Below are 25,973 nucleotides of genomic sequence, written 5' to 3'. Positions count from 1 at the left end.
GTCGTGGCAAGGGGGTGACGTGTGGATCACACCTGCATATGCCGCGAGTCGCGACGGCTGCCCGATTACGCCCGTTCCGCCGTCCACCGTGCCAGATAGTCCGGCACCGGGCCGACACCGGTGTCCGGCTGCGCCGGGCCCGCGACCGTGCGGAGCGGGATGACGCCCGCCCAGTGCGGCAGTTCGAGGTCGCCGTCCTCTTCCGCGGCGAGCCCGTGGTCGCGGACCTTGGCCGCGACCCGGTCGAGATCGAGCGCGAAGAGTCCGGTCTGGGCGGCTTCCTTGCGGTTCGGCGGCCGGGCGTCCGTGCTGCGGCCGGGGACCAGGTGGTCGAGCAGCACCGACCACCCGTGCGCGAGCTCGTCCGGGTCGGTGACCCGGCGCAGCGGGCCGTGGGCGATGACGCAGCGGAAGTTCATCGAGTGGTGGAACGCGGACCGGGACAGCACCAGACCGTCCGCGTGCGTGACGGCGAACGCGACCGGGAGCCCGTCGTCGCCGGCGTGCCGGACTGCGGTGGCGAGGTGTGAGCCGGAGGAGACGTGCACGTAGACGCGGCTGCCGTCCCGCCCGAAGGCGAGCGGGAGGACGTGCGGGACGCCGTCGGCGGTGAAGGAGACGTGCGCGAGGAAGGCCTCGTCCAGGATCGCGTGGACGGTGTCGGCGTCGTAGCGCATGCGGTCGCGGAGTCGGGTCGGAGTGGTGGCCTCGGTGCGCGGATACACGGCAGGGGTCTCGGAAGCGACGCTCATGGCGACCTCATTTTTTGTACTAGGTCAAAACTGCTTTGGTGCCAGTACAATAAATCCACGGTGGGGGAGGGTGTCAACGGCGATATCCGGACCGGGCCGGCCCGCGCGGTGGCGTACGGTGCAACCGCACAACCCGAAGCTCAGGAGGACTCCCCGTGGCGCTGACCGGGCGTACCGCCGCCGAGATCGCGGCCTCGGTGGAACGCGACCTCCAGCACGGCGCGTTGGAACCCGGCGCGGCCCTGCCCCCGGTCCGCGCGCTCGCCGCGGAACTCGGCGTCAACCCCAACACCGTCGGCGCCGCCTACCGCCTGCTTCGCGACCGCGGCATCGTCGAGACCCAAGGCCGCGCCGGCACCCGGGTCCGCGCCCGACCCGCCGCCACCGACCGCAACGCCGTCGGACCCGCCGCACCGCCCGGCGCCCACAACCTCGCCAAAGGCGAACCGGACCCGGCCCTGCTGCCCGACCCGGCCTTCCCGGACCCGCGGACGTGGCGCGTCCTCTACGGCCATACCGCGCTGTACGAACCCCTCGGGGACGCCGCCCGTGCCCTGTTCGCCGCCGACGGCGTGCCCGCCGACCACCTCGTCGCCACATCCGGCGCCCTCGACGGCATCGAACGCGCCCTCACCGCACACCTGCGCCCCGGCGACAGCGTCGTCGTCGAAGACCCCGGCTGGGCGAACTTCCTCGACCTCCTCGCCGCCCTCAACCTCACCGCCGTCCCCGTCCCGGTCGACGACGACGGCCCCGACCCCGACGCGGTCGCCGCCGCACTCGCCGCCGGCGCCCACGCGTTCGTCGTCACCGCCCGCGCGCAGAACCCCACCGGAGCCGCGGTCTCCGCACCCCGCGCGGCCGCGCTGCGCCGCGTCCTGGCCGCCCACCCGGACGTCCTCGTCGTCGAAGACGACCACGGCAACGCCATCGCCGGACCGCCGTTGGCGACCCTCGCCGACACCACGCGGCACTGGCTGTACGTGCGCTCCAGCGCCAAGGGCTACGGCCCCGACCTGCGCTGCGCCGTAGCCTCCGGCGACGCCACCACCGTCGGCCGCATCGCCGGACGCCAACGCCTCGGCCCCGGCTGGATCAGCCACGCCCTCCAGCACGCCGTCGCCGCCGCCTGGGCCTCCGACACCGTGGCCGCCCAGGTCGACCACGCCCGCCGGACCTACGCGGAACGCCGCGCCCTCCTCCTCGACGCCCTCGCCGCCCGCGGCATCCCCGCCCACGGTCGCTCCGGCATCAACGTGTGGGTCCCGGTCCGCGACGAAATCGGCGCCGTCGCCGGCCTGCTGGCCCGCGGCTGGGTCGTCGCCCCGGGCACCCGCTACCGCATCGCCTCCGGCCCGGCCATCCGCGTCACCATCGCCACCCTGACCCCCGCCGAGGCCGAAGCCGCGGCGGACGCGATCGCCGAGGTCGCCGGGACCGGGCCCCGGGTGGGGGCGGGGCTGGGGGAGCAGGCTTATACGAGCGTGTGAGGGGCGGATCGTCCCCAGCCCGGACGCAAGCAGGTCGACGAGTCCACGCCGGGAAGCCGCTCGACGAATCGCGTCCCCAGGAAGTCGCTCAGCGCGCCAACCCGATCCGGTCCATCAGCACCGAACCCGCGTTGAACAACTCCACCCCCGCGACCCGGTTCGTGAACACCGGCCCCTGCGCGGACTGCGCATACACCCACATCGGCAACTCCGCGGACAGCGCCCGCTGCAAGTCCACGTAGGCGGCCTTGCGCTGCGCCGGATCGGTGGCCGAGCGCCCCGCCGCGAGCGCCCGGTCCGCCGCGGGGCTGCGCCAGCCCATCAGGTTCTGCGGGCTCGCCGACTGCAGCGCATTCCACGCGCGCGGCTCCGGATCGACCACCCAGTCCTGGAACAGCGTGGCCTGATAGTCCCGTTGGACCACCACCCGGGTCACGAACGCCGACACGTCCAGCGTGTCGATCCGCATCGTCACGTTCTTGTACTGCGCCAGTCGGCTCTGCAGGTACTCGGCCAGCTTCACACTCACCGTCGCCTTCGGAACCGTGAACGTGAAGTCCACCCGGTGCCCCGCAGCCGCCAGCTCGTCGAACAGGCGCTGCGCCTCCGCCCTGTCGAAGGCCGGCTGCGCCGCGCCCGCGTCGAAGTACGGCGACTCCGCGGCGAAGTAGCCGCGCGCGGGCACCCCGCCCTGGTTCAGCGTCTTCGCCATCTCCGCCGGATCGATCGCCAGCGCGATGGCGCGCCGCGCCCGCACATCGTCGAACGGCGCCTTCGTGACGTCGAACTGCACCGCTTGCCCGCCATTCGACTGCACCGGGCGGGTGTTGAGCGTGCCCTTCGCCTGCGCCAGCAGCGCGTCGGCACCGATGGACAGGTCGGCGCCGCCCGACTTGAGGGTGTTGTACTGCTGGTCGATGTCGGACATCACCTTGACGTCGACCTGGTCGAGATACGGCAGGCCTTTGTCCTTCTGCCAGTACGCCGGGTTCTTCACGAACACCTGCTCGGCTCCGCGCGTCCACCGCGACAGGGTGAACGGGCCTGCGCCGACCGGCCGGGTGCGGTACACGTCCGGTCCTTTCGCCAGCACCGACGGTGCCTCGACGAACGTCAGGTCGGTCGCCACCGACCGGTCGAAGTTCGGGTTGGGCGTGGCGAGCACCGCCTGGACGGTGGACGGGTCGACGACCCGCACCGTCAGCCCGGTGGTGGCGGCGCGGTGCTGCGACCGGACTTCCGGCTTGGCGTGCATCTCCCAGTTCGTCCGTACGGCCGCGGCATCGAACGGCGTCCCGTCGGAGAACGTCACGCCCGGCCGCAGCTTGAGCGTCCACGTGGTGCCGCCGTCCGCCGTGGCCAGGCTCTCGGCGAGGTGCGGCTTGACCGTGTTGGTCGCCGGATCGAGGTACACCAGCGGGTCGTAGAGCGCCGCCATGCGCGCGCTGTCCGCGGGCGCGCCGCCGTAGTTCGCGCCGAACGGGTCCAGCGAGGTCGAGTCGCCGACCGACAGCATCGTCAGCGTGCCGCCCGACGTCGGCGGACCGGACGGGCCCGCACTCCCCGGCGAACCGTTCGTGCCGCCGCCCCGGCACCCGGCCGCCGCCAGGACGAGGGCTGCCGACAAGGCGGCGGCTTGCAGCACGACGGGATGGCGCACAGATCTCATGGCGGGTCCTCGGCAGGGGAGTGGGGGACGGCGGGGCGGGCGGCTCGGGCGTCAGCCGCGGAAGCGGCGCGCGAAGTGCGCGCGGCGGCGGGCGAGGGCTTCGGCGCGTTCCTCGCCGGTCAGGCGGCGCGCGGACGGGGGAATCGCCGCGTCGAGTTCGTCGAACCGGACGACCCGGCAGACCGGCGTCGGCGTGCTGCGTGCCCAGATCCACCGCCACGACACGTGGCCCTTCGGGCGGCCCTCGGTGTCCAGCCAGTTCGGCACGCCCGGGTCGCGGTGCGCGACGACGATCCGGCACACGCCGTCGTCGTCGACGTGGACTTCCTGGCCGTTGAGCGCGTTCTGCCGGTTGTGCAGGTCGAGCGACTCGAACCACGGGTAGTTGTAGAGCTGCACGCTCCAGTAGTCCGCGTCCGGGACCGGGGTTTCGGCGAGCAGCGCCTCGTCGGGGCCGAGTTCGTACATGCCGCCGCCGTAGCGGATGGCGTCCGCGCCGCCCGGCACCGAGGTAGGCGGGCGGAAGCGGTTCGGGCCGCCCGCGGCCTCGTAGACCGCGGCCATGAACGGCCCCCAGTACTGCATCGTGGCGCGCGTCCAGGTGCGTGCTTCGTCGATCCGTCCGGCCAGCACCGCGGGGGACAGCGGTTCGGGCGCCCGGCCGCGCGAGCCGACGCGTTCGACGACGAAGGCGCCGGTGCGGTCGTGGTCGAGGTCGCACACGTACTGGCGGATCGACAGGTAGCGGGAGCGCGGGTCGAGCGGCAGCCACGGCGTACCGTCCGCGGGACGTTCGCCCCCGACGTGCAGGGTGAAGGAGCCGTCGGGGGCGACGGCGAGGCCGTCGATGTCGGTCTCCGCGAAGACCCCGTACTGCTCAAGCTGCATGTCGCCTTCGACGGTCGACACGATGACGTTGCGGACACCCGCGAGGTTGCCCGTCAGCACGTACGCGTAGCGCCCGTCGACCCGGGCGCGCAGATACACGTTGTCGACGTTGGGACCGCCCCACTTGACGACGTCGTCGTCGAAGCGCTGGAACGTGGGGAAAGCCGGGTCGCCGTGTTCGAGCGACGCCTGCAACGCGTGCACGGCGACGCGCGACAGATGCCGCACCCCGTCCGCCGGATCGGGGTGCCCACCTGTGTGCACGGCCCGCCCGAGGTCGGACAGTTCGGCGCAGAACCGGTCCCACGCGTCGGCGGTGTCGGAGGCGTCGGTCGGGGTGGTCGGATCGGTCACGGCGGAGGCCCTTCTCACGACGTACTGAGGCCCTGCCTTAGTTAAGGCGGGGCCTCAGTAAGGCATGGGCGGCATGCCGAGTCAAGGGCCATGAGACGTGCGGGCCGGGGGAGTCCCGGGACGCGAAAACGCCCCGGACCCCGTCGGAGGAGCGGGGCTCGGGGCGTCGGCCCGGGGCGCGGAGGTCTCCCGCGCGAGGGCCGCGGCGGGCCGGTGAAGGTGCCCGGCCCGCCGCAGAATCGATTCGCCGGGAAGGGACGGTCAGGCGGTGCGGTTGCCCGTGCCGCGGCGGCGGGTCACGACGGTGGCGCCCGCGCCGGCCAGCAGCAGGGCGGCGCCGCCCGCGGCCAGCGGCAGTGTCAGGTCGGAGCCGCCGGTCGCGGCCAGCTTCTCGCCCGCCGGGGCCGGGGCGGCCGACGCGCCGCCGGAGGTGCCGCCCGACGTGCCGCCGGCCGCGGCGGGGGCGCTGGTGGACGGCTTGTTCGTGGCGGGCTTATCGGTCGCGGGCTTGGTGGCCGGCCCGCTTGTGGTGGGCTTGCTCGTGGCGGGCTTGCTCGTCGCCGGGGCCGACGCGAACGAGAGCTTCAGGCGCGCGGGGAGGGTGTGCGTGGACATGTCGTAGACCACGACGCCGCACGCGACCTTGGTGCAGTCGGTCGTGCCGTAGGAGCCCTTCGCGGTGAACGCGGACGAGAACGCGCCCTTCGCGTCGGTGGTCACCGACGCCGTGCCGGCCATGTCGCAGCCCTCGCCGCGCTGTGTCGACAGGTCGCAGTTGATCAGCATGAGGGACTTGTTCGCCTCGAAGCCGCTGCCCGAGACGGTGATCGACTCGCCGGACACCTTGAGGTTGCCGGTCTTGGTGGCCGAAAGCGAGCCCGCGGCCGACGCGTTCGGCGCGGCGAGGGCGACGGCGAGCGCCGCCGCGGTGGCGGTCATGGTGATCCCGGCGGGCAGGCGAAGGGACGTCATGGTCGTTCTCCAGCGGTGAGGGGCCGGCTCGGCGCGCGAGCAGGCCGGGAAACGGGCTCATACGGCCAAAACGGCCGCACCCGAAACTGATGTCACATTAACTTAGGCAAGGCTTACCTTGGCAAGAGGGTGTCCGATGGCGTGCATTTTGAAACTCGTGCGGCATTCGCGCGGTCGGCTTCGCCCACGAACACCCGGGTGGGGAAAGGCGATCCGGAGGGCAACGCATCAGTATGATCAATGCCTGCCGGCCTTTCGGCCGGGATGCCGACGATGTGAGGTGACGCGCGATGCCCGACAGCAACGAGGCACAGGATCCGCTGGAGGGTTGGACGCCCACCGGAATCGACGTGACGGCGCCCAGCATCGCCCGCATCTACGACTCGCTGCTCGGCGGCAAGGACAACTTCGCCGTCGACCGCGCCGTCGCCGCCGAACTCCTGCAAGCCGCACCGGGCTTGGCCGAGTGCGCGATATCGCACCGCCTCATCCTGTCCCGCGGCGTGAAGTTCCTCGTCGAGCAGGGCATCCGGCAGTTCGTCGACCTCGGCTCCGGGCTGCCGTCCGCGCAGAACACCCACCAGGTCGCCCAGGACGGCGCTCCCGAGGCGCGGGTCGTCTACGTCGACAACGACCCGATCGTGCTCGCGCACGGCCGCGCGCTGCTCGCCGAGAACGACCGCACAACCGTCATCACCGCCGACATGCGCGACCCGGACGGCGTGCTCGGCCACCCCGACCTGACCCGGCTCGTCAAGACCGACGAGCCGATCGCCGTCATGATGCTCGGTGTCATCCACCACATCAACGACGACGAGGACCCGGCCGGGCTCGTCAAGCGCTACCTCGACGCCCTGCCGTCCGGCAGCTGGCTGTTCCTCACCCACTTCCTCTCCGTCGGCGTCGAATCCGACGCGCTGGAACGGGTGATGCAGGGCTCGCACAAGACCGGCCGGTTCCGCACCCGCGAAGAGATCGAGGCCTACTTCGACGGGCTCGAACTCGCCGAACCCGGCGTCGTGTACCTCGACCTGTGGCGCCCCGACGCGCCGACCGACGCGGACAGCCTGGACGTCGCCCAGCGCCTCGTCCTCGGCGGCATCGCGCGCAAGCCGTAAGCCGTAAGCCGCAAGCCGCAAGCCGTAAGCCCGAGGAACCCGCAAGCCTGACGCACGCACAAGCCCGACGCGCCGACCGAGGCGCCGAACGCCGACGGGCCGCGAGGAACTTCCCCGCGGCCCGCGGCATTTCCGCGCGTCATGTCATCGGCTGCGCCGTCACGCGTCGCGCATCCAGTGGCCGCCGGTGTCCCAGCCCGTGAAACGGCGCACGTTCGGCACGGCGGTGTCGTCCAGGCTCCCGCCGACGAACACGTGCCGCAGGCCCGCCAGCACCGGCGCGAGGCGCCGCGCCGTGTGCTCCGGACGCCGCGCCGTCTCCTCCGCCATCCACGCGACCACCGCGAACTGCTCCTCGAGACCGCACAGCGACAGGAAGAACACGGTCTGCCGCCACGCGTACGCGGCATCCTTGATCGTCCCCAACGGCCGCGGATTCCCCGCGATTTGCTGCACCAGACGGCACACCGTCCGGTACGCGCCCCGGGCCGGCTCCGCCCAGCCCTCCGGCGGTTCCACACCGATCGGGTACACGAGCGCCGCCAGGTTGTGCGTGGTCAGGATCTGCGCCTGCTCGATCACCTTCCCGTTCGCCGCCACCCACCAGCGTCCCCGCGGATCGATGCCGGCCCGGTCCCGGCACAGCGCCGCGAACGCGTCCGAGGTGTCCGCGGCCAGGCCCCGCTCGCGCTTGACGTCGCCGATCGCCCGGATCGCCGCATAGTCGATGCCGTAGTACCGCTCGTACAACGTCCCTTCGAGCAGTTCGCCGGCCGCCTGCGCGGCGCGCAGGAACTTCGCCGAGAACGTGCCCATGAAGATGTCCGCCGCCAGCTCCTCGGTGAACACCGCCCCCGCATCGGCCTGCCGCGCCAGCGAACCCAGCTCCTGCAGCAGCGGGTTCGGCACGATCGTGCCCGGGAACGCGCGCACGGTCAGCGTGCCAAGCTCGGTCAACGCCGCCCGCGCGTTGCCCGCGGTGTCACTCGACACCCGCCGGTACTTGGACACCCCCTTCACCCACGGCAGTTCCTCCAACCGCACCTGGTGCTCCAGGTTGAGCAGCAGCAGCGAGCGGCGCTCGGCGAACGCCCCGTACACCGCGGTCATGAGCGTGCGCAGCGCCGGATCGTGGTACGCCAACGACGTCGTCGCCGCCACCAACTGCGGAACCAGCTCGGCCAGTACCTCCGCGGACGGCACGATGCCGCGCTCGACAAGCTCGGCCACCGGAGCGCTCAGCGCACGCTCGACCGGATGCCGCAGGCTGTCCGGGATCGGGCTGCCCGCCCGGACGCCCATCCGGTCGGCTTCCTCTTCGGTGACCGGCTCCAGCACCCATGCGGTATCCGGCAGGCCCGCCTCGTCGCGCAGGTTCGCCAGCCGGGATATGAGCACGCGCGCCAGCTCGTGCAGCGTCGCCGTCGACGCGTCCGCGGCCTGGCGGGCCCGCAGCGCGGTGTGCTCGGGCGAACCGGGCGCGCCGCGCTTCGCGACCATCGCCTGCACGGCATGCCGGAGCAGGCCGTGTGCGACGGGGACGCGTGCGGCGGGCTTGGCGGCACGCCCGAAAAGGGTGCGCGCGGGAGTGCCCGGCGTCACGCCCAGCGTGTCGGCCAAGGCCGTGCGCAGGATCGCCGAGTTCTCCTTCGGGTTGCGGTGCTTCGAGCACAGCTTGTGCTGCGCGGCCAAGCGGTCGTAGCGCTTCAGGAGTTCACGGCCGCGCTCGGCCCAGCCCGCCGGGCGGATTGCGCCCGGGCCGTCGTCGTCGACGGTCTCCAGCCAGTGCGCGAGAAGCTGGTCGGCATACGGGTTCCACACCGTGAGCGCCTCGTTCATCGCCTCCACCGCGGGCTTCGGCGGCCGCGCCGCGAGCGTCGCGCGCAGGTCGCCCACGGTCTCGCGGTGCACCGCGGACCCGTCGGGCACCGGAGTGTCGCTCGGCCGCGGCAGGAACCGCAGCCGGTCCGCGTACGGGGCGATCTCGTCGAGCAGCGCCAACGCCTCGGCCCGGTTGCCGGCCCGGAGCAGCCACGCGATGGTGAGCAGCGCGGCCTCTTCCGGCACGGCCACGTGGTAGCGGCCGTCGTCGAGCATCGCGTGCAGCTCGGCCATGCCGGCGTCGGTCAGGAAGTAGCGGAACACCGCGCGCCGGTCGGCGGCCCGCAGCCCGGCGCGGTCCGCGACCGCGCTTTCGTGCGCGGTGAGCGGGCCGCCGGCGGCGGCGTCGCCGGTCGCGAACCCGCCGCGCACGACCTCCGGGGTGACCCAGGCGGGAAGCCCGCGGACGGGCGTGCGGGAGCCGACGGACAGCGAGCCGTCGGCCATGCCGCGGCCGACCTGCGTCCATTGGCGCACGCGCTCGTCGGCGCGGCGCCGCGTCGCGGCGTCCTCATGGGAGGCGGCGGTGACGAATGCCTTGGCCAGCTGCCAATCCGCGTAGCCGGGATTGGCGACGGGCCGCACGTGAATCTCGTTCATGCCGACGTGGCGGGCCCTGCCCCCGCGCCCTCCGGGATAGGAGCCCGGTGCTCTGCTTGCTGAGCTACACGTCGTGGTGGGGGAATCGGCATGGCGGGTGCTTCCCCGCGTCCTCCGGAACTGGAGTCCGGTGCTCTTCTGGGTTGAGCTACATGCCGTCGTCCCCCGACATCGCCGACGTGGCGGGTCCCGCCCCCGCGCCCTCCGGGTTGAGAGCCCGGTGCTCTGCTTGCTGAGCTACACGCCGATGTTCCGATCGCCAACGTGGCGGGTCCCGCCCCCGCGCCCTCCGGGTCCAGAGCCCGGTGCTCTCCTGGCTGAGCTACACGTTGTGGTCCGCCGGCGGAGTGCTTGCGCGTTCCGCCGACGGACACGACGTTAAGGGGACCAGGGCGCGTGGGGCAACGGAGTTACGCGCCCTGTGGACGAACGCGGGGAAGGGCGCGTCAGGCGCTGCCGGTCGGGTCCTTCGCCCAGGTGGCGGCGTCGACGACCGCGGCCTGGCGGGGGAACAGCTTGCCGGTGAGCACAGCGTGCACCTCCGGGTCGGGGTCGAAGCAGGCGTCGGCGAGCACCGTGAGCCGGTAGTCGAGGTCGGCGGCCTGCCGCAGCGTCGACAGCACGACACCGCTGGTGGAGATGCCGGTCAGCACGAGGTGCCGGATCCCTGCGGACCGCAGCAGCATGTCGAGGTCGTTGCCCGCGAACGCGCTGTAGCGCTTCTTCGCGACCACGAGTTCCCCGTCCCGCGGCGCCACATCCGGGTGGATCTCCGCGCCCGGGTCGGCGTCGGTGAACGTCGGCTGCCCGCGCAGGCGCGCGAACGCCAGGTTGTCCGGGGACACTTCGGGATGCCCGGGGCGGAAGCCGACGACCACGTACAGCACCGGGATCTCCGCGCCGCGGGCCGCGCCGATCGCGCGGGCCACGCGAGGGAGGTACTCGGGATCGGTGACGTTCGCCGTCATGTTGCGCTGCAGGTCCATGACGAGCAACGCGGTCGCAGGGGCGGTCATAGGGGATCAGCCTTTCGCGGGGGAGGAGCCGGTGCGGGCCAGGGAGCGGTCCGCGACCGTGACCGCGAGGAACAGCGCGGCCACCACGAGCATCAGCATCGCGAGTTCGTGCAGCCCGGCGCTGTCCGCGCGGTGCGGGTAGAAGGCGCCGGTCGCCGCGGAGGCGGCCATCGCGCCGAGATAGCTGAAGGTGCGCAGCAGTCCGGCGGACGACGCCATCCGCGCCGGGTCCGCCTGCTGGTACACCGAGTTCTGCAACGCCAGGTTGAGCACCCCTTGCGGGATGCCGAAGGCGAACGACACGAGCAGGAGGAGCCAGAACCCGCTGCCCGCGCCCAGCAGGAACAGCAGCGACGAGGCGACGACCTGCCCGATCGCGCCGACGAGCAGTTTGACGCGGATGTCGGTGCTGCGCCCCATCGTGGTGGACACGACGATGGCGGTGGCGAACAGCGGCAACTGGATGAAGCCGGCCTGCGAGGCGGACAGTCCGCGGCCCTCCTCCGTCCACTGCGTGTAGCCGTAGAGGAAGGCGTAGGCGACCAGATACGCCAGCAGGGCGCGCGCGTACGTCGTCACCAGCGGCAGGTTCCCGCGCAGGACGCGCACGTCGACGAACGGTTTCCCGGCGCGGACTTCCCGCACCACGAAGCCCACGGCCAACGCCGCCGTCAGCGCGAGCAGCCACCACAGTTCCACGTGCGGGTTCATCAGGAACAGCAGCAGCGCGACCAGCGCACCCGCGAACAGCAGCATGCCCGCGAGGTCCAATTCCGCGGCCAAGCGGGTGCCCTCGCGGCGCGGCGGGACGTCGGTGCGCGGCAGCCGCCACATCCCGAACAGGAAGCCCACCGCCGCCAGCGGCACGTTCAACGCCAGCGTGCTGCGCCACCCGCCGAGCGCGATCAGCAGGCCGCCGAGCGGCGGCCCGATCACCGCGACGGTCTGGCTCGCCACCGCGAGCAGCGTCAGAATGCCCGCCGGACTGTCCCGGCCGGTCCGGTCGGCCTCGCTGCGGATCAGGTACATCGCGGCCGGATAGCCCGCGCACGTGCCGAAGCCGAGGACCACGCGGGCGGCGATGAGCACACCCAGGTTCGGGGCGAACGTCCCGACCAGCCCGGCGATGCCGCCGAGCGCCATCCCGACCAGGTAGAGGCGGCGCGGTCCGTACAAGTCGATGAGCCGGCCGACGACCGGCTGGCCTATCGCGGTCGCCAGGTACAGCGCCGACACCAGCCACGCCGTTTGCGCGGGCGACGCGCCGAACGCGGCCCCGATCGGCACCAACGAGACGGCCAGGATCGACGTGTTGACGGGGTTGAGGACCGACCCGAGGACCAGCGGCGGGAGCAGCCGCCGGTCGAACGCGGCTTGGTCCGGTCCCTTGTCCGGTCCCTTGTCCGGTCCCTTGTCCCGTGCTGTGTCCGTTGGTGTGTCCGGTCCGGTGTCCGGCCTCGTGGTCGGTGCCGTGTCGGGTGCCGCACCGCCGCGCAGTCGGCCGCCGCGCCGGAACGCCGCGGCCCAGCGGCCCGCCGGCGCCGTCACAACTCCGTCACCCGGGCCAGCACCGCCATGGCGGCGAGCACCGCCCGCCGCTCGTCCTCGGTGCAGTGGTCGTCGAGCGTGCGGGTCAGCCACTCCTCGCCGGCCCGGCGGCGGTCCTCGAGGAGGCTGCGGCCGTCCGCGGTCAGCGAGATCAGCCTGCTGCGGCCGTCCTCGGGATCCGGGCGGCGCTCGACCAGGCCGCGCTCCTCCAGGACGCCGACGGTGGCGGCCATCGACTGGTGCCGCACCCGCTCGCGTGCCGCCAGGGTGGCGACGGACGCGGGGCCCTGCTTGTCCAGCCAGCCGATCACCGACGTCTGCGACGGGGTGAGCCCGCGGGTGTCCGTCGAATCACGCAGGCGGCGGCGCAGTCTGCTGAAGACCGCGCGGACCTCCCGCGCGGCCGCCAGCGACGACGGGGACACGGCATGCGCGGACCGATCCGGCGCGGTCTCGGCCGGCAGAGTCCGACCCGGGCGAGTCTCGTCCGGCGGTGTTTCGGGCATGCCCCCACCGTAGATATGCAGTCTGGACTGCGCAAGTAAGACTGTATATTTCTCGGCTCAGCCCTCGTCCGGCCCCAGGCCCAGGCCGCCGAACCACGCCGCGATCGACGCCGCCGCGCGCTCCGGGTGGGTGAGCGGGCCGAAGTGGTCCAAGTCCTCGTGGACCTCCAGCTCGCCCTTCGGCAGCCGGTCGGTGAGCTGCCGGCGGGTGTCGCTGCCGGTTCGCTCGCCGTATACGAGCAGCACCGGGCAGCGGATCTCCGCCATCGCGTCGTAGGCCTCGGACGCCACCGAGGACACGTACACCTGGGCCTCGTTGTCCGGCAGGCACTTGAGGCGGATGCGGCCGCCTTCGGCGGTGAAGCCGTGGTCGACGTACGCCTCCAGCGCTTCCGGGTCGAACGACGCCATCGGCGGCTTCGACCCGAAGTTGCGCAGCGCCTCCGCCCGGCCCGCGAACGCCGCGCGGCGCCGTCGGGTCGGCTCGATGAGCGGGTTCTCCAGGACCCCGCCCGGCAGCGGCGGCGCGAACACCGCGGGCTCGAACAGCCACAGCGCCGAGAAGGTCCCCGGCCGGGCGGCTTCCGCGAAGACCAGCGCGGCGCCGCCCGCCGAATGCCCGATGCCGACGAGGCCGGTGCCCGGCTCCCGGGCGATCCCGTCGGCCGCGGCGAGTACGTCGTCGCCGAACTCGGCCCACGGGAACGTGTAGCCGTCCGGGACCGGGGTGTCGCCGTGGCCGCGCAGGTCCACGGCGTGGCAGGCGTACCCGGGCAGGCGGCGGGCCGTCGGACCCCAGACGCGCCCGTGGAACCCGGTCGCGTGCGCCAGGACCGCGGGCACCGCGCCGCCCGCGCCCGCACCGTCGGGCCCGGGCAGCCGGTGCACGGCGGGATGGGCATGTCCACTACTGGCAAGTTTCATGGACGCAGTCAACCATCGGTGGCCGGAGGCCTGCCGCGCAGGTGACGACGGCCGCGCACGGGGGGTGACGACGGCCACGCCGCGCCCGGAGTCAGACGCTGTCGCGCGGTTCTTCGTCCGCGGCTTCGCCGCGTGCCGCCGGAACCGGCGACAGTTCCCCGGCCTCTCCGACCTCTCCGACCTCTCCGCCTTCGCCGGTCGGGGCCGCGGCTTTCGCCGCCCCGCGCGCCGCGAAGCGGGCGCCGATCGTCTCGCTGTACCGCGCGGTGAGGGGCCCCACGATCACGAGGATGAGCACGTACGCCGTCGCCAGCGGCCCCAATTGCGGCTCGATCCCCGACGTCACCGCCAGACCCGCGATGACGATGGAGAACTCGCCGCGTGCCACGAGCGTGCCGCCCGCTCGCCAGCGTCCCTTCACGCCGATGCCCGCGCGTCTGGCCGCCCAATAGCCGGTCGCGACCTTCGTCGCGGCGGTCACCACGGCGAGCGCGAGAGCGGGCAGCAGCACCGGCGGGATGCTCGTCGGATCGGTGTGCAGGCCGAAGAACACGAAGAACACCGCGGCGAACAAGTCCCGCAGCGGGCTCAGCAGCGCGTGCGCACCCTCCGCGACCTCGCCGGAGAGCGCGATCCCCACCAGGAACGCCCCGACCGCCGCCGACACCTGCAGCTCCTGCGCGAGGCCCGCGACCAGCAGCGTCAGGCCCAGCACCACGAGCAGCAGCTTCTCCGGGTCGTCGCTGGACACGAATCGGGAGATCAGCCGCCCGTACCGGACCGCGACGAACAGCACCGTCGCCGCCACGCCCAGTGCTATGGCCAGCGTCAGACTGCCCTGCGCCAGGCCGACTCCGGCGACCAGCGCGGTGACGATCGGCAGGTACACGGCCATCGCCAGGTCTTCGAGCACCAGGATGCTCAGCACCACCGGCGTCTCCCGGTTGCCGATCCAGCCCAGGTCGCCGAGGACCTTCGCGATGACCCCGGACGACGAGATCCAGGTGACGCCCGCGAGCACCACCGCGGCGACCGGGCCCCAGCCCAGCAGCAGCGCCGCGATCGCCCCGGGCAGGGCGTTCAGCGCGCAGTCGACCAGCCCGGCCGGGTACTGCGTCTTGAGGTTGGAGACCAGGTCGGTTGCCGTGTACTCCAGGCCGAGCATGAGGAGCAGCAGGATGACGCCGATCTCGGCGCCGATCGCGACGAACTCCTCACTGGCCCCGAACGGAAAAAGGCCGCCCTCGCCGAAGGCGAGGCCGGCCAGCAGGTAGAGCGGGATCGGCGAGAACTTCAGACGCCCGGCCATTCGGCCGAGCAGTCCGAGTCCCAAGATGATGGCGCCGAATTCGATCAGGAAGACCGCAGAATGCACGCGTCACACCCGACCGAGGATCTCGGCCGCCGCGTCGACACCCTCGCGGGTGCCGATGAGGATCAGCGTGTCGCCGCCCGCCAGGCGGAAGTCCGGCGTGGGGGACGGAACCGCCCCCGAGCGGCGCAGCACCGCCACGATCGAGACACCGGTGTCGGTGCGCAGCTTGGTGTCGCCCAGCACCCGGCCGTTCCACACGCCTTGCGCGGACAGCTCGATGCGCTCGGCGACCAGGCCGAGGTCGGTGGTGTGCAGGATGCTCGGGCTGTGGTGCGCGGGCATCAATGCGTCGATGAGCGAAGCGCTTTCGCCTTCGGTCAGGCGGAGCGACTGCGCGCACGCGTCCGGGTCGTCGTCGCGGTACACGCCGACGGTCCGGGTGCCGTCGCGGTGCGCCACGACGGAGATGTGCCGGGATTCGCGGGTGGTCAGGTCGTACTTGACGCCGATGCCGGGCAACGGCGTCGAACGCATCCGCGCAGCGGGCACGGTGGGCCTCCTCGGGCTCGGGAAAACGTTTCGTCCCGGCACCGGTTCCTGCCTGGCGGGCAGGCGCCGGCCGCAAAACGGGCGGTCCGCCATGCTGCCATCCGCGGCGCCGCCCCGGATATGGGTGTCGGCACCGATGGACGAGACCGGTGCGGGCGCGCCACAATCCGGGGGCGCATGCCGGGCCGCCGCCCGGCGAAGCGTTTCTGCAACCGGGCGGCGGGAGGTGGCGTGCGAACCCGGTCAGACGTCGAACTCGGCCGGGTCCAGGCCGAGCGCGAAGCAGGCCTCGCGGACGACGGCGCGCTCCTGCGGGTCGAAGTTGCCGTCGGCGCCGCCGATGACGATGCCGATCTGGATGACGGCGCGCGCCTCGTCGGGCTTCTTCTTCGCCTTGGCGACGTCCTGCATGACCTGGACCTTGCCGACCTGGTAGTCCGCCGTCAGCTGGTTCGCGTAGGCGTAGAAACGGCGCTCCAGGTCGGCGCGCTCGAAGTTCTGCAGGACGTCGTTCGCGGCGATGAGCTGGGCGACCTTGGCGGTTTCGGCCTGGTCGACCGACCCGTCGGCGGCCGCGACGAGCGCGCACATCGCCATGCTGGCGTCGCGGAACGCGCCGCTCTTCAGGTCGTTCTTCTTCGCCGTCAGCTGCGACTGCATCGTCTGCGCCGACTGCTTGAAACGGTCCCACAGGGCCATGAGTTCTCCCGAATCGACACCACGGGCGGATTCGCCCGGGGAACCGAAATCTACAGCACTGTAGAAGTCGACGTGCCGCCACGGCGGTTGCCCGTCGCCTCACGGAAAGGCCCATCGTGATTCCCGAGATCCCCGAAGCCGTGCACGCCGGCGCCGAAGACGTCCCGTGGGTCGAGAACATCGCCTATCCGGGCACCAAGATGCGGCTGCTGCGCGCGGACCTGCGTGAAGGCACCTACGTGATGGCCGGGCGCCTGCCCGCGGGCCTCGCGGTCGGCACCCACCGGCACGTCGGCGCGGTCCACATGTTCACGCTGTCCGGCGCGTGGGGCTACCGCGAGCACGGCTTCGTGAACCGGGCGGGCTCGTACCTGTACGAACCGCCCGGCTCCACGCACACGTTGTTCGTGCCCGCGGACAACACCGAAGTGACCGAGACCCTCACGATCGTGCACGGCATCACCGAATACCTCGACGCGGACGGCGACGTCGTCGCCGTCTCGGACGCCGCCGCGACGCTGCAGGGCTACTACGCGAGCTGCGAAGCGGCGGGCATTCCGCGGCCTTCGGGGATCCTGCTCTGAGGGGGCGGGCTCGGGCTCTGCGGTGCTAGTCGTGCGGGACGACCGCGACCGGCCCGTAGGCGTGCAGCAGGACGGCGTGCGCCACCATGCCGAGCCGCAGGCCCATCGACGTACCCGCGGAACGCCGCCCCACGACGGTCAGCTGCGCCCGCTCGGACGCGTCCACCAGCGCGGCCGCGGGCGCGTCGTGCACGGCGGTACGCACCACCGGGACCTGCGGATACTTCTCCGTCCAGCCTGCGACGGCCTCGGACAGCGCGCGCGTCACCGCGTCCTCGACCGCGACCTCGTCGAACACCGGGCCGCCCGCGATCGCCGACGCGCCCATCGTCCAGCCGTGCAGCACCCGCACCCGCGTTCCCGGATGCGCGGCCGCCGCGGCGAACGCGAAGCCCAGCACCGCGTCGGCTTCGTCGCGCACGTCGATCCCCGCCACGACCTCCCGTGGCGGCGCCGAACCGTCGGGACGCAGCGCCTTGTCACCCTCGGCCGGCGGCCGCACCACGACGACCGGGCAGCGCGCCACCGACGCGGCGGCCAGGCTCGTCGACCCCAGCAACAGGCTCCGGAACCCGCCGCGGCCCCGCGAGCCGACCACGAACAGCTCCGCGTCCGAGCTTTCCTCGGCGATCATCGTGCCGACCAGGTCCGCCGCGTACGCCGACCGGACCTCCAGCTCCGGCGCCACCTCCCGGGCCCGCTCCTCGGCCGCGTCCAGCACCGCACGGCCTTCCGCGAGACCCGTCGCATGCCCTTCCGGCCCCGGCATGGGCAGCCACGCATGCACGATCCGCAACCCGCTGTCCCGCGCCACCGCCTCGGCCGCGGCCCACGCCACCGCCCGCAGCGCGTGGTCCGACCCGTCGACCGCCACGGTCAGATGCGGGCCCTGCGCGTTGATCTCCGACATGTGGTGAATCCCCTTCGCCGTTCCGTGCCGTCGTCTGCCGTCGTTGGCTTCGCCCTGCCGTTCATCATCGACTCTGCCCCCATCGGTCCCGCGCAGACAGGGCCGTAAGTCCCGAGGTCGGGACGGTTCCGCCGGATCGGAGCCGGACATGCCGCTGCCCCCGCCGGCCTCGACCGACGGGGGCAGCGGCAGGTGCCTCAGCTCGTCTTGCCCACCTGTTCCATGATCAGCTGGCCCTCGTTCACCAGCTGGATTCCGCCGATGTTGGTGCGGAACACCGCCGTCGTGGTCGCCGCCTGCCAGACCCACAGCGGCAGGTCGTTGCCGATGGCGCGCACCAGGTTCGTGTACGCGGCACGCCGCTGCTCGGGGGTGGCCGCGGCGCGGGCGGCGTCCAGCGCGGCGTCGGCCGCCGGGCTGTTGTAGCCCGCGTAGTTCGACGCGCTGTTCGACCGGAACATCGTGTCGTACGACGGGTCCGGGTCCGCCTGCCAGCCGCCGTAGTTCTGCGCCTGGAAGTCGCGGTTGACCAAGCCCTTGGTGATGTAGGCGCCGATCTCCACCGCCTCGATCTCCATGTGCACATTGCGGTACTGGTTCAAGCGGCTCTGCATGTACTCGGCCGTCTTGCGCGCCGTCGCGTGCGCCTGGGTCAGGAACGTGAACTTCACCGGCTTGCCCTCGGCGGCCAGTTCGTCGAACAGTCGCTGCGCCTCGGCCTGGTTGTACGAAGGCTGCTGCTGCACGCCCGGCTCCAGCAGGGCCGAGTTGTCGCGCAGGATGCCGCGGCCCGCGGTGACCTCGCCGTTGAACAGCGTCTTCATCATGGCGTCCTGGTCGATCGCCATGGCCACGGCCTTGCGGGCGCGCGGGTCGTCGAACGGCGCGCGGCGCAGGTTGAACATGAAGAACTGGCCGCCGTCGACGAAGTAGCTGTCCGAGTTCAGGCCGCGCTTGTCGGCGTCCGCTTTGGCCGCGCCGTCCGACAGGACGGAGATGTCGGCCTGGTTGCTGCTCATCGCGTTGAAGATCTGCTGGTTGTCCGCGATGGACTTGAAGGTGACCTCGTCCAGCTTCGGGAGGCCCGCCTGCCAGTAGGTGGGGTTGCGGACCATCGTCTGGTGGTCGCCGCGCACCCATTCCTTGAGCGTGAACGGCCCGGCGCCGACGGGCTTGGTGGAGAAGCCCGCGGGGTCGGCCTTGAACGCGGTCGGCGAGGCGATGAAGCACAGGCCGAACGCGACCGTGCGGTCGAAGCTGCGGTTGGCCACCGGCAGGGTGATCCGCATTTCGAGCGGGTTCACCACTTCGGTGGTCACGCCGACGACCAGCGCGCGGCGCAGCGACTTCATCGCCGGGTCGCCGTGCGCGTCCCAGTTGGCTTTGACGGCGGCGGCGTCGTAGGGGGTGCCGTCGCTGAACTTGACGTTCGGGCGCAGCTTGAGCGTCCAGACCTTGCCGTCGGCGTCGGGGGAGAGGCTCTCCGCGATCTTGGGCTTGACCTGGCCGGTCTTCGGGTCCAGGTAGACGAGCAGGTCGTACAGCGCGGTCATGCGGCTGCCGTCCGCGGTGGCCGTGTACGACGCCGTGAACGGGTCGAGGCCGCGTGATTCGACGGGCAGCGGGATGACCGCCTTCCCGCCCTGCACGACGGGAACGGCGGCGGCCGGGCTTTTCCCGCCGCTCGACTTGCCGCTGCCGCCGCCGCACGCGGTGGCGGCGAGGGCGAGCACGACCGCCGCGGCGGCGGTGCGGTACGCGGTGCGGAAGCGGGGTCGGGCGCGGCGGGCCGTTCCGCGGCCCTCGCGGGGCGGGACGGCGCCGTCGCGGGCCGGGGGATCGGTGGGGCGGAACAGGGACGGAGACACCAACGACGCTCCCTGAGCAGGAGGAAAAGCCGGACGGGTCGTGCGAACCAGGGCGCCTGGACAGCCCATGATGCTTGCCTCGGACAAGAAAACAAGAGGCAAGATCAGTTGATCCCCGCGGATGCGGAAACGTTTCCGTTGGCGGTGGTGTCGCGGCCGCTCACCCGGGACTCCCAACGCCCGTGAGACGCATAGGGGTTGGGAGTCTCGGGGGAGCGGCTCCGGCGGTCGCGGCGGCTACTTCGGACGGGCCCCGAGCACAGACACGCGGTGCATGCGGCGGTGCCCGGAGAAGTCCGGCAGCGCGTTGTGCAGCGTGCACCGGTTGTCCCAGATGACGAGGTCGCCCGGGGACCAGCGGTGCCGGTAGGTGAACCGTTCGGTGGTCATGTGCCGGTACAGGAACGCCAGGACGGCGTCCGCCTCGGCCGGCGGCAGGCCGAGGATGGAACGCGTGTACGTGTGGTTCACGTACAGGCTCCGCGCGCCGGTCTCCGGATGCGTGCACACCACCGGGTGCGTGGTCGTGCGGTCCGCCGCGACCGACGCGGCGTAGCGTTCCGCGGTCGCATGGCCGCGGACGTACGCCAGTTCGACGGTGCGGGCGAGATCGTGCAGCGCCGTCAGCCCTTCGAGGTACGTCTTCATCGGCGCCGACAGCGCGTCGTACGCCGCCGTGCAACTCGCCCACAACGTGTCGCCGCCGAACTCGGGGATGACCTGGGCGTGCAGCAGCGTCCCCAGCGGCGGGCGCTCCAGGAAGGTCTCGTCGGCGTGCCACATGCTCGCCCGGGTGCCGTCCTCCGAATCGAGGACGCTCACCCGCTCGTGGCCGCCACCGAGGTTGGGGAAGAACGCATGCACTTCCGGCTCCCCGAACCGCTCGGCCAGCGCCACGTGCCGGTCGACCGTCAGTTCGGGGGCACGGAGCACCACCACCTGGTGGTCGAGCAGCGCACGGTGGATGCCGTCGACGGTCTCCGCGGCCAAATCGGCGGAGAAGTCGACGTCGTGGATCTCGGCGCCCAGCGCGGCGCCGGTGCGGACGACACGCATGTCAGCGTCCCGACCGCAGCACGACGCCGGGGCGCACGTCGACGTCCAGGTCGGCGCTGTCCTCCCGCACTGCCTGACCGTTCACCCACACGTGGACGATGCCGACGCTGTGCGCGACGAGCCGGTCGGCACCCGCGGGCAGGTCGTACACGCGTTCCATTGCCCCGACCCCGACCGTCTCCGGGTCGAACGCCACCAGGTCCGCCGCCAGCCCCGGCGCGATCCGGCCGCGGTCCGCCAAACCGAGGAACGCCGCGGGCTGGCCGGTGAGGCGGTGGACCGCCTCGGCGAGCGTCAGATGGCCGGTCTCCCGGACCCAGTGCTCCAAGAGGTGCGTCGAGAAGCAGGCGTCGCAGAGCTGCGACGCGTGGGCGCCCGCATCCGACAGACCGACGAGAACGCGCGGATGCCGCAGCAGTTCGGCGAGCTCATGCTCGTCGTCGTTGGCCAGCACGACCCGGAACCGGGTGCGCAGGTCCTCGGCGAGCGCCGTGTCGACCATGACGTCGAACGGCGTCGAACCACGCTCGGCGGCCAGGTCGGGCAGCGTCCGGCCGGCGAGTCCGGGCAGCTCCGTCTCGTCGACGTCGGTCTTCGCCAGCCGGCTGCCCCAGCGCTCCTCGGCCTGCGCGCGGGCACGGTCCCGCCACGCCGGATCCGCATACAGCTCGGCGCGCTCGTCGGCGGGCAGCGCGAGGATCTCCTGGAAGCTCGGCATCGTCGCGAACGGGAACGGATCCGCCAGCGTCACCTGCATGACCAGCGGACGGCACGACGTCTGCCCCCACACGTCCGTGGCCGCACACGCGTCGGCCCGCTTGACGGCAGCCCCCGGCGCGCCCATGCCGGTGAGCAGCGGAGTGAACGTGACCGGCCGCCCGGTGGCGGCACCGACGTCGATCAAATGATCGACATCGAGGTCGGGGCCTGCCGTGACCTGGATGATGCCGTGGCCGGAGTCGCCGACGACGGACGCGAGTTCGTCGAACTCGGCGCGCTCCGCATGACGGCTGGGCACCGGCCGCCCGCCCGCGCCCTGATGCGACGTCGCCCGCGACGACGCGAACCCGAACGCGCCCGCCTCCATCGCCTCCGCGACCAGACTCCGCATCCGGGCGATCTCCTCGGCGGTCGCCGGGCGTTCCTGCTCCTCGCCGACCACGAACAGGCGCAGCGGCGTGTGCCCGATCATCGCCGCCACGTTGAGGCGCGGCCGGGCCGCGGTCAGCGTGTCGAGGTAGTCGGGGAACGACTCGAAGTCCCAAGTGATGCCGGCGTGCAGCGCATCGAGGGACATGCCTTCGACGTTCTCCAGCGTCCGCGCCACCAGGTCGCGGTGCGCGGGCCGGGTCGGGGCGATGCCGAAGCCGCAGTTGCCCATCAGGACACTGGTCACGCCGTGCCACGACGACGGCGTCAGGTCCGGGTCCCACAGCACCTGCGCGTCGAAGTGCGTGTGGATGTCGATGAATCCGGGGGCCAGGACAAGGCCGGTCAGGTCGACTTCGGCGGCCCCTTCGGCGACGGCCCCGGACAGGCTGCCGGGCTCGCCGACGGCGGCGATGACGCCTCCGGCGATGCCGACGTCGGCGGGGCGCGGATCCGCGCCGGTGCCGTCGACGACGGTGGCGCCGCGCAGGACGAGGTCCATGGGTCGTTCTCCTTCGGGGGTCAGCGGGTCATCGAGCCGGTGTGCGCGTGGGGCTGGGTCGGCGGTCAGCGGGGCAGGAGATCGTAGTCCCGGGTGCGCAGCCGCCGGGTCTCCCACCAGTAGCGGCGCGCCGGATAGGGCCATTGGGTGGTGACGCGGCCGTTCGGTGCACGGAAGTAGCTGTGGCAGTCCAGCCACACGGTGCCGTCCATGGCCTGCTGGAGCCGGTCGTTGAAGCGGCGCTGCGCCGAGGCCCGGACTTCCAGGGCGGCCACGCCGCGGCGGGCGAGGGTGCGGACCGCGCGGGTGATGTAGTGGGCCTGCGCTTCGAGGACGAACAGGATCGAACCGCCGCCCTGGTTGGTGTTGGGGCCGTACATGACGAACAAGTTCGGGTAACCGCTGACGGTCATGCCCAGGTACGCCTCGGCGCCGTCGGCCCAGTCGTCGCGCAGGCGGCGCCCGTCGCGCCCGTACACGTCCACGGCGGCGAGGTACTCGGTGGCGCGGAAGCCGGTGCCGAGGATGATCGTGTCGACCTCGCGCTCGCGGCCGTCGGCGGTGCGGACACCCGATTTGGTGACGCGGTCGATGGGGTCGGTGACGAGTTCCACATCCGGACGGGTGAACGTCGGGAACCACGTGTTCGACGGCAGCAGACGTTTGCAGCCGATCGCGTAGTCGGGTGTGAGCGCGGCGCGGAGGTCCTCGTCGTCCGGGATCTGGCGGCGCAGCAGGCCGTGGTGCCAGCTCTGCCGCTCGGCGGTCCGGGCGTCGGCCTTGTGGATCGACGTGTGCCGTTCGAGCTGCGCGAGGATCTCCCAGCGGTGCTTGCGCATCGCCAGCGGACTGCGCCGGAACTTCTCGATCTCCTCGGGCGCGTACGGCCGCAGCGCCTTCGGCACGATCCACGCCGGGGAGCGCTGGAAGACGTGCACCTGCGCGGCGGGTTCCGCGATCTCGGGGACGAACTGCACGGCGCTCGCCCCGGTCCCGATCACCGCGATCCGCTTGCCGGCCAGTTCCTCGCCGTGGTTCCAGCGGGCCGAGTGGAAGGTGGTGCCCGCGAAGTCGTCGAGGCCTTCGATGTTCGGGTACGCGGGCAGGTTCAGCATGCCGAGGGCGCTGACCAGGACGTCGACTTCGAACAGTTCGCCGGTCTCGGCGGTGAGCTTCCATCGGCGCGCGGTGTCGTCCCACCGGGCTTCGGCGATCGCGGTGCCGAGTCGCAGATGGGGTCGGATGCCGAACCGGTCCGCGATGCCTTCGAGGTAGGCGAGGATCTCCGGCTGGTCCGCGTAGGTCTTGCTCCACTCGGGGTTCGGCGCGAACGAGAACGAATAGAGGTGCGACATGATGTCGCACGCCGCGCCCGGATACGTGTTGTCGCGCCAAGTCCCGCCCACGCCGTCGGACTTCTCGAAGATCGTGAGGTCGTGGAACCCGGCCTGCTTGAGCCGCACGGCCATCGCCAGACCGCCCGCGCCCGCCCCCAGGATGCCGATGCTGGGCCCTGCGCCCACGGACACCCCTCCCTCCCTCTGTGAGGTCACTATTTGACCCATGGGATTGCTCTGTGACACGGTGACGCTAGCTGAACTCCGTCGAAGGGGGAAGGGCCCGCATGGCCGTCGGCCGACTCGGCACCGTGGAGAAGGCGCTGCGCGTCCTCACCGCCATCTCCGAACAACAGCCCGTGACCGTCACCCGCCTCGCCCGCGCCCTGGACATGGACAAAAGCGGCGTGCAGCGCACCGTCGTGACCCTCCACGACGCCGGCTGGCTGCGGCAGGACCCCGCGACGAGCGCGTGGAGCCTGGACGCCCAAGCGTTGGTCGTGGGACGCCGATTCGCGGGCGGCCTGTTCGACCGGGCCCGGCCGCACCTCGAAGCGCTCGCGTCGGCGACGGGAGAGACCGTCACGCTGTGGGTCGTGCGGGGGCCGTCGTTCGTCGTCGTGGACTCGGTCGAGAGCAGCCAGCCGCTGCGCATCGTGATCCCGGTCGGGCTGGAGGCGCCGTTGACGACCGGGCCGGGTGTGGCGGCGTTCCTGGACGAGGAAGCGCGGGGGCATCTCGGGGATGCCGTGCCGCCGGAGGACGAGCTGGCGGAGGTGCGGGCGCGCGGGTACTACGTCACCACCGGAGGCGCGGCGGGGACGATCGCCATGGGGGCACCGGTGTACGCACCGGGCCCGGGACCGGGCGCTTCGGCGGTGGGGACGCTGCTGGTGACCGCGCCGGTGTCGCGGGCGGGAGTGGCCGAACTGGAGGCGATGGCACCGCGGTTGCTGGCGGCGGCGGGAGCGGTGTCGGCGGGGAGTGCGGGGTAGGGCGGAAGCACTGCTGCGCGTGCGGAGAGCGGCGGGGTGAGGCGGAAGCCTTGCTTGCTTGCTTGCTTGCTTGCTTGCTTGCTTGCGTGCGCTGCGCTGCGGCTTCGGTCCGTGATGTGGGCCCGCCGCCGCTCGGTCGCAGCCCCGGACGGTCATGGAATGACGGGGCGCGGCGGCGGGCTCACGACATAGTCAACGCGATACGGCGAGGCCGTGTTCAGGGCCGAACGGCCCAGGTGGCAGGGCCCTTCGGGCTCTCCGGGCCGGTGCCATACCGGCCCGCCGGACAGCCCGAAACGGGCTCTGCACCGGGCAGTTCGTCCGTGTGCACGACTGGAGCCGCAGCCATCTCCGTCGGCCGCGACTCCTACGCCCTGCCCGCCCGCCCGCCACGACGCTTCGCGCTTGTGTCGGCGCATTCTCGGGGACGCCGCTTCCGCTTCCGCTTCCTTCCGCTTCCGCCGCGGCCGCGGGAGCCGGCTTGCCGTCCGCCATGCTCGATGACGGAGTCGCGGGCCGGGAGGTGATTCTGGCTCATGTGTCGGGCTGGTGTTGCCGTTCGATGCCCTTAGATCTGTACGACGTGATGTTCGAACGGCATCCGTACTTGCGTGCGCTCTCCCGGAGTCGATGGCGTTTCAACGGACGCATCTCGCGCGGATGTTCGACTAGCTGGTCGACCGTCTCGACCGGCCCGAGGAGATCGCGGCGACGTTTGCGAGGCCGGGGAGAGACCACCGCAAGCTCGGCGTCCGGCCCGCGCCCTACCAGGCGTTCGAGGATGCGCTCTGCGAGGCGCTGCGGCGGCGGGGCGGGGTGCGGTGGACGGCGGCCGCCGAGGATGCCTGACTGAGGATGCCGCGGTTCGCGGTCGCGGCGATGGTCGACGGCGCGGATGCGGCGCTGACCGAGCCGCCGCACTGCAGTCTTCCGCCGGCTGCCGCTGCCGGACACCGCGGTGATCCGGGTCCGGCCGCACGAGCCGTACGCGTACGCGGCGGGCCAGTTCGCGGCCGTGGAGTCGCCGCTGGTCCAGCAGGCGTGGCGGGCGTACCGGCTGGTGAGCACGCCGGGGTCGGACGGGGAGGTCGAGTTCCATGTCCGGGCGACCGGGGCGGGCTGCGTCAACGATGCGCTGGTGTTCCGGACCGGAGTGGGGGACGTCGTGCGGTTGGGGCCTCCGCGGGTGGGCGGTGAGCCCGGTATCGGCCAAGTCGTGGGGGATGGGGGAGTCGGGGCTTCTATGGTGGGGTGGTGATGCGCGGCTTGCCCAGCTCCCGGCCCAGGAAGG

The 25,973-nt window shown here is 72.3% G+C and carries 23 protein-coding genes and 4 tRNA genes; 5 read left to right on the top strand and 22 right to left on the bottom strand.

Going from position 1 to position 25,973, the window contains the following annotated elements; all coding sequences use genetic code 11:
• Window positions 1-65: 65 nt before the first annotated feature.
• Window positions 66-752 carry a pyridoxamine 5'-phosphate oxidase family protein gene (locus ACPA54_RS06965; protein WP_423527781.1) on the bottom strand — a complete coding sequence of 229 codons (687 nt, stop codon included), beginning with the start codon at window positions 750-752 and terminating at the stop codon, window positions 66-68.
• A gap of 155 nt (window positions 753-907) precedes the next feature.
• Between ACPA54_RS06965 and ACPA54_RS06960 the strand changes: the two genes are divergently transcribed.
• The gene (locus ACPA54_RS06960) at window positions 908-2,242 is read left to right on the top strand and encodes an aminotransferase class I/II-fold pyridoxal phosphate-dependent enzyme (RefSeq protein ID WP_423527780.1); all 1,335 of its coding nucleotides are present in this window, start codon (window positions 908-910) and stop codon (window positions 2,240-2,242) included.
• A gap of 88 nt (window positions 2,243-2,330) precedes the next feature.
• On the opposite strand, the gene ACPA54_RS06955 is transcribed toward ACPA54_RS06960, so the two are convergent.
• The 3 genes from ACPA54_RS06955 to ACPA54_RS06945 all read right to left on the bottom strand — a co-directional run bounded on the left by ACPA54_RS06955 (window position 2,331) and on the right by ACPA54_RS06945 (window position 6,125).
• The gene (locus ACPA54_RS06955; RefSeq protein WP_423527779.1) at window positions 2,331-3,911 is read right to left on the bottom strand and encodes an ABC transporter substrate-binding protein; all 1,581 of its coding nucleotides are present in this window, start codon (window positions 3,909-3,911) and stop codon (window positions 2,331-2,333) included.
• A 51-nt stretch (window positions 3,912-3,962) separates the two neighbouring features.
• On the bottom strand, window positions 3,963-5,153 hold the full coding sequence (locus ACPA54_RS06950) for a DUF1214 domain-containing protein (protein WP_423527778.1): 1,191 nt from the start codon (window positions 5,151-5,153) through the stop codon (window positions 3,963-3,965).
• 261 nt (window positions 5,154-5,414) lie between these two features.
• A complete protein-coding gene (locus ACPA54_RS06945; protein WP_423527777.1) occupies window positions 5,415-6,125 on the bottom strand; it encodes a neocarzinostatin apoprotein domain-containing protein in 711 nt (236 codons plus the stop codon).
• A 290-nt stretch (window positions 6,126-6,415) separates the two neighbouring features.
• On the opposite strand from ACPA54_RS06945, the gene ACPA54_RS06940 reads away from it, so the two are divergent.
• Complete coding sequence (locus ACPA54_RS06940; protein ID WP_423527776.1) at window positions 6,416-7,243, top strand: SAM-dependent methyltransferase; 828 nt, start codon at window positions 6,416-6,418, stop codon at window positions 7,241-7,243.
• 159 nt (window positions 7,244-7,402) lie between these two features.
• On the opposite strand, the gene ACPA54_RS06935 is transcribed toward ACPA54_RS06940, so the two are convergent.
• The 12 genes from ACPA54_RS06935 to ACPA54_RS06880 all read right to left on the bottom strand — a co-directional run bounded on the left by ACPA54_RS06935 (window position 7,403) and on the right by ACPA54_RS06880 (window position 16,281).
• Window positions 7,403-9,724 (bottom strand): hypothetical protein, encoded by a 2,322-nt coding sequence (locus tag ACPA54_RS06935; RefSeq protein ID WP_423527775.1) that lies wholly within the window; start codon window positions 9,722-9,724, stop codon window positions 7,403-7,405.
• A gap of 1 nt (window position 9,725) precedes the next feature.
• Window positions 9,726-9,798, bottom strand: a tRNA-Arg gene (locus ACPA54_RS06930).
• A gap of 11 nt (window positions 9,799-9,809) precedes the next feature.
• Window positions 9,810-9,882: transfer RNA gene (locus ACPA54_RS06925), tRNA-Trp, on the bottom strand.
• 16 nt (window positions 9,883-9,898) lie between these two features.
• Window positions 9,899-9,971: transfer RNA gene (locus tag ACPA54_RS06920), tRNA-Glu, on the bottom strand.
• A gap of 12 nt (window positions 9,972-9,983) precedes the next feature.
• Window positions 9,984-10,056: transfer RNA gene (locus ACPA54_RS06915), tRNA-Gln, on the bottom strand.
• A gap of 114 nt (window positions 10,057-10,170) precedes the next feature.
• Entirely contained in the window at window positions 10,171-10,740 is a 570-nt protein-coding gene (locus ACPA54_RS06910; RefSeq protein ID WP_423527774.1) for a cysteine hydrolase family protein, read from the bottom strand.
• 6 nt (window positions 10,741-10,746) lie between these two features.
• Entirely contained in the window at window positions 10,747-12,096 is a 1,350-nt protein-coding gene (locus tag ACPA54_RS06905; protein ID WP_423527840.1) for an MFS transporter, read from the bottom strand.
• A gap of 188 nt (window positions 12,097-12,284) precedes the next feature.
• On the bottom strand, window positions 12,285-12,794 hold the full coding sequence (locus ACPA54_RS06900; RefSeq protein ID WP_423527773.1) for a MarR family winged helix-turn-helix transcriptional regulator: 510 nt from the start codon (window positions 12,792-12,794) through the stop codon (window positions 12,285-12,287).
• 57 nt (window positions 12,795-12,851) lie between these two features.
• A complete protein-coding gene (locus tag ACPA54_RS06895; protein ID WP_423527772.1) occupies window positions 12,852-13,718 on the bottom strand; it encodes an alpha/beta fold hydrolase in 867 nt (288 codons plus the stop codon).
• 91 nt (window positions 13,719-13,809) lie between these two features.
• Window positions 13,810-15,093 (bottom strand): cation:proton antiporter, encoded by a 1,284-nt coding sequence (locus ACPA54_RS06890; protein ID WP_423527771.1) that lies wholly within the window; start codon window positions 15,091-15,093, stop codon window positions 13,810-13,812.
• A gap of 3 nt (window positions 15,094-15,096) precedes the next feature.
• Window positions 15,097-15,567, bottom strand: a complete 471-nt coding sequence (locus ACPA54_RS06885) for a cation:proton antiporter regulatory subunit (RefSeq protein ID WP_423527839.1) — start codon at window positions 15,565-15,567, stop codon at window positions 15,097-15,099.
• 258 nt (window positions 15,568-15,825) lie between these two features.
• Window positions 15,826-16,281 carry a tellurite resistance TerB family protein gene (locus ACPA54_RS06880; protein ID WP_423527770.1) on the bottom strand — a complete coding sequence of 152 codons (456 nt, stop codon included), beginning with the start codon at window positions 16,279-16,281 and terminating at the stop codon, window positions 15,826-15,828.
• A 116-nt stretch (window positions 16,282-16,397) separates the two neighbouring features.
• Here ACPA54_RS06880 and ACPA54_RS06875 point away from each other — a divergent pair, with 116 nt between their 5' ends.
• A complete protein-coding gene (locus ACPA54_RS06875; RefSeq protein WP_423527769.1) occupies window positions 16,398-16,865 on the top strand; it encodes a 2,4'-dihydroxyacetophenone dioxygenase family protein in 468 nt (155 codons plus the stop codon).
• A gap of 25 nt (window positions 16,866-16,890) precedes the next feature.
• Here ACPA54_RS06875 and ACPA54_RS06870 read toward each other — a convergent pair whose 3' ends face one another.
• The 5 genes from ACPA54_RS06870 to ACPA54_RS06850 form a co-directional block, all read right to left on the bottom strand.
• Window positions 16,891-17,775, bottom strand: a complete 885-nt coding sequence (locus tag ACPA54_RS06870; RefSeq protein WP_423527768.1) for a universal stress protein — start codon at window positions 17,773-17,775, stop codon at window positions 16,891-16,893.
• Window positions 17,776-17,972: 197 nt separating this feature from the next.
• Window positions 17,973-19,643, bottom strand: a complete 1,671-nt coding sequence (locus ACPA54_RS06865) for an ABC transporter substrate-binding protein (RefSeq protein ID WP_423527767.1) — start codon at window positions 19,641-19,643, stop codon at window positions 17,973-17,975.
• Between the two features lie 237 nt (window positions 19,644-19,880).
• Entirely contained in the window at window positions 19,881-20,699 is an 819-nt protein-coding gene (locus ACPA54_RS06860; protein WP_423527766.1) for a TauD/TfdA dioxygenase family protein, read from the bottom strand.
• A gap of 1 nt (window position 20,700) precedes the next feature.
• The gene (locus tag ACPA54_RS06855) at window positions 20,701-22,350 is read right to left on the bottom strand and encodes an N-acyl-D-amino-acid deacylase family protein (RefSeq protein ID WP_423527765.1); all 1,650 of its coding nucleotides are present in this window, start codon (window positions 22,348-22,350) and stop codon (window positions 20,701-20,703) included.
• A gap of 65 nt (window positions 22,351-22,415) precedes the next feature.
• Window positions 22,416-23,879 carry a flavin-containing monooxygenase gene (locus ACPA54_RS06850; protein ID WP_423527764.1) on the bottom strand — a complete coding sequence of 488 codons (1,464 nt, stop codon included), beginning with the start codon at window positions 23,877-23,879 and terminating at the stop codon, window positions 22,416-22,418.
• Window positions 23,880-23,974: 95 nt separating this feature from the next.
• Between ACPA54_RS06850 and ACPA54_RS06845 the strand changes: the two genes are divergently transcribed.
• Window positions 23,975-24,682 carry an IclR family transcriptional regulator gene (locus ACPA54_RS06845; RefSeq protein WP_423527763.1) on the top strand — a complete coding sequence of 236 codons (708 nt, stop codon included), beginning with the start codon at window positions 23,975-23,977 and terminating at the stop codon, window positions 24,680-24,682.
• Between the two features lie 534 nt (window positions 24,683-25,216).
• On the opposite strand, the gene ACPA54_RS06840 is transcribed toward ACPA54_RS06845, so the two are convergent.
• On the bottom strand, window positions 25,217-25,636 hold the full coding sequence (locus ACPA54_RS06840; RefSeq protein WP_423527762.1) for a phospholipase D-like domain-containing protein: 420 nt from the start codon (window positions 25,634-25,636) through the stop codon (window positions 25,217-25,219).
• A 4-nt stretch (window positions 25,637-25,640) separates the two neighbouring features.
• On the opposite strand from ACPA54_RS06840, the gene ACPA54_RS06835 reads away from it, so the two are divergent.
• Window positions 25,641-25,940, top strand: coding sequence for an FAD-binding oxidoreductase (locus ACPA54_RS06835; protein WP_423527761.1), 300 nt, complete (start codon window positions 25,641-25,643; stop codon window positions 25,938-25,940).
• Window positions 25,941-25,973 lie beyond the last annotated feature (33 nt).

Origin of the sequence: Uniformispora flossi (genome assembly GCF_049534875.1) — a bacterium.
GTDB lineage: Bacteria > Actinomycetota > Actinomycetes > Streptomycetales > Streptomycetaceae > Yinghuangia > Yinghuangia aomiensis.
This window is presented reverse-complemented; position numbering and strand designations above follow the sequence as displayed.